We start from the raw sequence: 6,237 nt of genomic DNA, 5'->3' as shown, positions 1-6,237 counted from the left end.
ACACATTCGCTATTTGAATTCGAACAACGGTGACGGAGAAACTCCCGTGAATCAGTTTTAAGGTTCCTGTTGAGGTTCTTCAAAGGCAGCAGGTTCAATCACGGGTACTTGTGACTGGGGAGTGTCATCCTTGTTGGTGATAGTATATGCTGCCTGGACAGAATTTTGCCTGAGAGTTCCCGTCGTTGATGCCATGACTAATCGAAGCTCTTTCTTCATCGAGACATGGCTGGAAGCAACGTTGTCACTGTTAACCATGATGTCGTCGATCACATATTGGCCATGCTGTTTAATCAGGCGAACGGTAGCGCCCCGGTCTTTGTTACCCAGTTGAATACGCGCGTAGCCTTCGTTTTCATTGATTTCCAGACTTGCCAGATCTGTCATCAGCAATTCCGGAGTCTGGTAAGCGGTTTTGGGAACCTGGTCAACCTGCCTCCAGACCAGTTCATTAAAATCACGGGAGGAATATCGTTGCAGGTTACGAATGTTTTGGTCGTGCATGTAATAGGCATAATTTTGAACTTGAACCATCAGTTCCAGTGTTGCCTTGACGGAGGCAGGTCTGCCTTTGAGGTCCAGTTCGATGTCGTCAACCAATAGATGTCCCAGATGTTCTCTCAAAATGTAAGTTAAAGGGAGATTTCCCTGTCTGGCAAAAACTTTGGTAACAGCGCCATTGAATTTGATGTCTAGAATTTTGAAACCGGGTCCTGTGAGTTCATTAAGCGGGAGTTGTGTTACTAGATTGGGTTCTACTTTTTTCCAGACTCGTGTCGAGAAGTCCGGAGTGGAACTGAAATCAAGAATTTTCATATCGCGTTTGGCCAGGGCGTCGCTGAACAACATTGTGATCGCACGTGAAGAAAATAATGAAGTCAGCGTGATCTGTTGTTTGCCCTGATCCTGAAACAGGGTGACTTCTTCCACCAGGTATTTTTCAGGAACATCAATTTCATCTGATTCAATTTTTACCAGAGTCAAATTGACCATCTGTCCTTGATTGTGGGTGACAAAGTTTGCGAGATTACCTTCGATTTTGAGTTCATAATCAGCAGCAGCGGCCTGCGATTGTGGTAAAGCCGCCAGTGTGAGATCTCCAAAATCCAGGCTTCCCCGATAGAACTGGTCAGCGGTGTATTTTTTCAAATCTTCTTTGTTGTTCTGGTTGTAGGCATCGAGAAAGTTGCTGATTGCCAATAACATTTTTGCCTGTTTCTGAGCGGATTTAACATGATCGCCATTCTGTTTGGACTCCACAGCGACGTCAGTGGCTTTCCACTGACCGGCTTTCAGTTTCATGGAAATGATCATCTGGCCAGAACGGCGCGGGAGCCGAATGATGGCAATGTCTTTATCCAGCTGCGCATCAGGTCTCTGTTTTTTGGAACTGTGCGCCTCGCCTGCCACCTTTTTCGAAAGTTTTGCCAGAAAAGCAGGATGTAATTCTTCCAGTGTCGCTTTGAATTCGCCATCCGTTGTCGCCAGAATATCATCCCGGTTTCCTGTTTCCCAGGCAGTCACGAATTCGCGTACGGTCAGTAACAGGTCCATCTGCTCCGTCACGGATTTCATTACGGTCAGGTTTTTCTGTTTCTGTTTAATGTAGAGGTCGTCGACTACCCATTCACCAGTTTTGTTGACTTTTTTAAGCTCATATAAAAGCTTCTTTTTGTTTTCGCCGACTTCAGCTACGACCTTTTTATGGTTGGGGGAAATATCTTTAATTTCGACGATCGTGGTTTCACCAGTTGGAATTTTGAGGATCTTCAGATCGTCCATCGAGGATTTATTTCTGAGAGCTGTTTTCGAGAAATTCATCGTGGTGTGGTGTTTAAGCATTTTGAGATCATTGTTTTCGATTGCTTTCGAAAACTGTTCAATGGCCTTTGTTTCAACCAAAGAAGCACAGCCGGTCACCAGCGCGAGGAGTAGAGTGCCGCTTACCAGAGAGAAACTGTTTTTTAGCATCATGATCAGTCCAGGTAGGTATTGGAGTTTGAGAGGTATGAGGAGTTGTATTTCAATAAAACATTCACAGAAAGACATTCACAGAAAATTTCGAGTAAATCTAACTATGCTTGTCATATTGAAATATTTGCAGCCACTTAATTTGAGAGTCATTAAGTGAACTACGAGAGAGAGGATGCGTTTTTTTGCAGTTTTTCGTAAACAGGTCAATAGAGTTCTTGGAAAAATCAGCCTGATTTGGACTTCTGTTGTTAAAAATAATTGGTCTTGGCTCATTGTTCGAAATGACTATAATGCAGACACTCACCTGAAAATTCATTTCTTCGCCGCCCTTTTGGCAATCTACCTTATCTGAACACAAATAAGAATCACTTCGAATTTGAATACCTGGTTTCTCTGGTATGGAATAGCGGATATTCTGTGGAACGTTTTTGGTTACTGACTTCGGTCATCTTTCTAAGTTTGTTGCAGGCTCCCATTTCTGCCAGAGCGGAAGTGGGTGCTCCTGTGTCGGTAAAGTTACGGGTTGAATGGGGAGAGCAGACTGCCCGTCTCTGGAATGCCCGCTTTGCATTGTCCGGCGGTCAGATCAAAGTCGCCCGCTCACTTGGTGTAGACGCCGATGAGGCCGCGGTGATAACACAGTCAGACCAGAAAATTCTGTATCAGCCGCAAACCAGCCGCGTTTTTAACAGTATTGAATTTCAGGTTGAGGGGGACTTGTCTGCAAGTCTTCAGGTGTTGATACAGGATCAGAACGACTCTCTCATCGCTGTGCAGCATCAGTTTGTCCTGAAGGACATTCTCGCGCAAAAACAGATCCTGTCTGTAGGTCAGACAGATGCTCAGTTAATCGTACAGCAGGTTCCCGGTGATTCTTTTGAATTAGCATTCAAACATCCCCATCTGGTATTTGCGCCAGATGAGCTGATCCACGTTCAGGCATTTCCCAAATATTTACTGACGACTGACGCCTCGTTGGGAGCTGATATTCACTGGACGCTTTATCGTTCGCGTACAAGAGAGGCTATTGCTTCAGGTTCCAGTAAGCTGGCTCAGCAAAGCCGCGATGACCTGCTCAAGCAGGGGATTCCGATTACTGTCAATGCTCCCACAGAAGGGGTTTATGATCTGGTCGTGAAGATGGAAACAGGGCAAGAGGCAGTTGGCCAGTTTGTGGTCGTCTCTCAACAAACAAGGCAATCGCCCCCTGCTGCCCATGATAACAATGCTCTGCGGATGGTTGATGAGATCGAATTGAACGGTATTCAGAATCTGCATGCGCTGGTTGCCCGGAGGCCGCGCGATCGAATTCGGAATTCCTTCAAGTCCTTGTTTAAGACAAATTCGGAATCAGGTGTTACGGGTAATGATTTTCCGCCGTGGTCGGCGTATCACCTGAAAATCAGGAATCGAAATCAACCTCATAAGCTGGTGGTAACTTATCCTCGCCACGTTCAAACTCAGTCAGGGTTCAGTATTCTTGAGCCCGATGCAGCCGGGCAGCTGGTGCCTGTTGGCGTGGATTCCGGAGTTTATCAAACGAGTTCTGGTTTGCCTGTCGTTTCGCAGGGGAACCCGGAAGAATTGCAGGCGGAAATTATTTTTTGGCCGCGTGTCAATAACCCGATCATCTTGTTTCATAGCCTGGGGTCAGTAACACCGGCTGAAATTACACGGGTGCAGGTTTATGAACTTCCGGTTCAAGAATGGCAACTTGCTTCGCAAGAAAACATGGATTCGGAAAAAAAACGACTGGTGGGCCCCTATTTGCAAAAACCTCTGCTGCCGGAAATCTTTGGCGCCACTCAAGTGCTGGACCCTGTCAGCAATCGTAGCCTGGATGATTGGCAAACATTTTACGACGCGGGGAATCGGCTGGCTTATTATCTGAATTATCACAATTTTAACAGCGTGCTGCTGGCTGTTTCAGCAGATGGAAGTTCGATTTATCCCTCCCGCTATTTGACACCGACTCCGCGTTATGATTCCGGTGTGTATCATTCTTCCGGCCAGGATATTGAACGAAAAGATGTGCTGGAGCTGTTGTTTCGCATTTTTGATCGCGAACAGTTGTCTTTAGTACCCGAATTGCAATTTTCTTCGATCATCAGCAGTCTGGAACAAATCATAGCAGAAGAGCCGGAAAAAGCAGTGGGGATTGAACTCGTCAATCTTCACGGTAAAACCTGGCGCAACACGGAAGGTGCGTCCCGAGGACAGGCCCCTTTTTATAATCCACTGAATCTGCGTGTACAGAATGAAATTGTCAATATTTTCAGAGAATTGGTCGTTCGCTATAAATCGCATCCTTCGTTTCAAGGTGTGGCAGTCCAGTTAACCATGAATGGTTATCTGCAGTTGCCTGGTCTGAAATGGGGCTACGATGATTTCACCGTTTCTCAATTTGAAAAAGAAACCGGTGTGAGGATTCCCGCGGCTCCTGAGTTGCAGAAATACGAAACACGTTATCAGTTTTTGACAACAGCGGCGTTTCCGCAATGGACACAGTGGCGCTGCCAGAAGATTAAAGAGTTGCACCAGCGGCTGGCTGAAATTCTGTTAAAAGAACGGCCCGATGCCCGAATCGTCTTTTCAGCCAGAGAGCTTTTGCCATCTCAAAGTAAAGAGGGAGATATCATTTCTTCACTAACATCAGGTATGCAGTTTCGCCCTGTCCTGATGGAAATGGGACTCGATTTTTCGAATTATGATCAGCTCAGTAACTGTATCGTTTTGAGGCCGGGGCTTTTTTATTCTGATCAGCAAAAATCATCGGTTGCACATATCGTAAATTTTCATCCAGCAGTTGATGATTCGTTTAAGACCAGATTCAATGGCGCTTTGTATTACCACCATCCTGTCGAAGTTCGTATTGCGGAGTTTGATCAAATTTCTCCCTGGCAGCCTGCATTTACCTGGCTGGTTTCTCAGGTTTCGTCGGCAGGATTGCAAAACCGTATTCGATACATTCACACGATTGCCACTATGGATCCCTATGTCATTTTTGATGGCGGCTGGACCATTCCCTTTGGTCAGGAACAGGCGACGCGCGCGATTCGGACACAACTTCAAAAACTGCCTGCGAGACCATTTCAAACCGTCCAAACAGCAGAACAACCTGTCATTGCCCGCTTATCTCGCGGAAAAGAGAAAACGTATTTCTATCTGGTCAATGATTTTCCTTATGCCTGCCAGGTTACAATCGAACTGTCTGCAGCATCACAAGCTGACATTATTCATCTGGCGACAGAGGAAAACGTCAAATCTGTGCTGTCTGCTGCGGGGGTAAGAAGGTGCACGATTTCTCTGGATGCTTTTGATTTTCAGGCATTTGAAATTCATGACCCGCAGGCACAAATTCAGTCTATCAGTAGTCGAGTGAATGCAGATGATTTGGCACATCTGCAGACAATAATCGACCAAAAGAAACAGCGTTTATTTGATTTACATCGATCAATGGAAGACAAGGCTTCTCTTGTCTTTCAAGCTGATTTTGAAGGGCAAAATTCGCGCGATTATATTCTGGCCGGTTGGGAATCTAACGATCAATCCAAGGTCTCCTGGAACCTGGATACAACGGAATCCCACTCCGGTAAGGCGTCACTGCTTCTGGATCATGCGCCAGGGAGCAGTTCTCTGCGAACAAATACGATTCCGTTACAGCAGTCTCGTTATTTGAATATGAGCGTCTGGTTGAAAACGAACGTAAAAGACATGCAGGTTCGGATTGCATTAGAAGCCGAGCAGAATGGAAAGCTCAAAGTTCAATCTGCGATTATTTCAGTGGATCATCAATGGCGGAAATATTTGTTTCGCGTGAAAGATATCCCCACTGATCAAATTCAAAATGCACATATTCTGATTGAAAAACTCGGTGCCAGCAAGTTATGGATTGATGATGTCGATTTGCAGATTCATCAAATCTCTCCGGAAGACGATCGGCAATTGACCAAACTGGTATCGACTCTCTCTTTTGCCTGGGATTCTCAGCGTTATCTGGATTGTTATCGTCTGCTGGACAGTTATTGGGGGCAGTTTGGAAATGACTCAGATACTGCTCAATCAGCACCCGCGCAGAATGCCGAACCTGGAAAGCAGGCAGAACTTCGAGGAATTCGAAAACTGATCCACCGCTAACCGCACGGATTATGCAGCTTTCTTCCGGACTCGGCTGTCAGACTGGCGATATCAGCTTGCAATACAGGGGTTTATGAAAAACACCCTTATTCAGTGCATTTAAAATGTTATAATGACTACAGATAA

At 45.7% G+C, this 6,237-nt stretch carries 2 protein-coding genes; one reads left to right on the top strand and one right to left on the bottom strand.

Going from position 1 to position 6,237, the window contains the following annotated elements; translation table 11 throughout:
* Nucleotides 1–57 precede the first annotated feature (57 nt).
* Nucleotides 58–1,974, bottom strand: a complete 1,917-nt coding sequence (locus tag Q0294_RS11065; protein ID WP_299464831.1) for a hypothetical protein — start codon at nt 1,972–1,974, stop codon at nt 58–60.
* Nucleotides 1,975–2,391: 417 nt separating this feature from the next.
* On the opposite strand from Q0294_RS11065, the gene Q0294_RS11060 reads away from it, so the two are divergent.
* Nucleotides 2,392–6,111, top strand: coding sequence for a family 10 glycosylhydrolase (locus Q0294_RS11060; RefSeq protein ID WP_299464828.1), 3,720 nt, complete (start codon nt 2,392–2,394; stop codon nt 6,109–6,111).
* The last annotated feature ends 126 nt before the right edge of the window (nt 6,112–6,237 follow it).

The sequence above is a fragment of the uncultured Gimesia sp. genome (assembly GCF_937919775.1).
Taxonomy (GTDB): domain Bacteria; phylum Planctomycetota; class Planctomycetia; order Planctomycetales; family Planctomycetaceae; genus Gimesia.
Note: the sequence above shows the minus strand (reverse complement) of the source record. Positions and strands in the feature narration are given on the sequence as shown.

Bases quoted from the DNA above. Each gene is read 5' to 3' on its own strand.
- Q0294_RS11065 (WP_299464831.1), bottom strand. From the start codon at position 1,974: ATGATGCTAAAAAACAGTTTCTCTCTGGTAAGCGGCACTCTACTCCTC.